The organism is Streptomyces sp. NPDC102437, assembly GCF_044765565.1.
In the GTDB taxonomy this organism is placed as follows: domain Bacteria; phylum Actinomycetota; class Actinomycetes; order Streptomycetales; family Streptomycetaceae; genus Streptomyces.
The window spans coordinates 1-1194 of record NZ_JBIWKI010000178.1; the positions used below are offsets into that span (position 1 = coordinate 1).

Annotated in this window: 1 protein-coding gene; it reads right to left on the reverse strand. The window is 68.1% G+C overall.

Going from position 1 to position 1194, the window contains the following annotated elements:
- A partial coding sequence (locus ACIRJP_RS42705; RefSeq protein ID WP_404186657.1) for an IS30 family transposase occupies nt 1–1157 on the reverse strand: 1157 nt, incomplete at its 3' end.
- Between the last annotated feature and the right edge of the window lie 37 nt (nt 1158–1194).

Genomic DNA, 1194 nt, shown 5'->3' on the forward strand with positions numbered 1-1194 from the left:
TTGAGTTCGGCGGCGACAGCGTCCAGGTCATCGCGGCTGTGGCGGGACAGGTTTGTGCCCTTGGGGAAGTACTGGCGGAGCAGGCCGTTGGTGTTTTCGTTTGAGCCGCGTTGCCAGGGGCTGCCGGGGTTGCAGAAGTAGACCGGGATGTCGGTGGCGATGCTGAAGGCGTGATGAGCGGCCATCTCGGAGCCCTGATCCCAGGTGAGGGACCGTTTGAGGTGGGGCGGCAGGGTTTGCACCGTCTCGGCCAGAGCATCGCGGAGGCTCTCGGCACAATGGTCGCCGGGCAGGTGGACCAGCATGAGGTAGCGGGTGCTGCGTTCGACCAGGGTGCCGATCGCGGATCCGCTGTTCGCGCCGATGATGAGGTCGCCTTCCCAGTGGCCGGGCACGGCCCGGTCGTCGGCTTCCGCGGGGCGGTCGCTGATCATGACCATCGGGGTGGAGAAGCGGGGCTGGCGCTTGGCTGCCTGGCGGTGGGGCCGGCGGCGGGCGCGTCCGGTCCGCAGGGCCCGGGTGAGTTCGCGTCGCAGTTCGCCGCGGCCTTGGACGTAGAGGGCCTGGTAGACCGTCTCGTGGGTCACGTGCATCTCCGGCCGGTCGGGGAACCGTCTGCGAAGAGCGTGGCAGATCTGTTCAGGACTCCACCTCAAAGTGAGGTGGTTCTGGATGAAGTCCCGCAGTTCGGGGTTCTGGCCGATCTTGCCGGGCTTGGGCCGGGGCCGTCGTTGCTCGGCGCGAAGCTGGGCGGCATGCGGCCGGTAGACCCACCGGGAGGCGTCCCCGCGCAGGGCCATGCCGTTGCGGCGTATCTCCCGGCTGATGGTGGACGGACTGCGGCCCAGCTCGGCCGCGATGGCCCGGACGGTGGCCTTCTCCCGCAGCCGGTCGGCTATGTGGATGCGCTCGTCCTCGCGCAGGTATCTGGACACGCCGGAAACCGAAACCTCCACGGTGATCGGAGGCTTCGGCTTCCCTGTGGGCGGCGAGTGCCAGCCGTTGCGCCATCTCTTGCCGGTTCGCACGTTGATGCCGACGATCCGGCAGGCTTCCGTGCTGCTGTGACCCTGCTGCATGAGCTGAAGGTATGCCTCCCGCTCGCGCGTCAGACGGCGTCCCTTCCGGTGACGGTCCTCCCGGATCTCGAAGTCCATCGCATCCCCTGAGCTGGGGTGTTGCGACGACCACTAG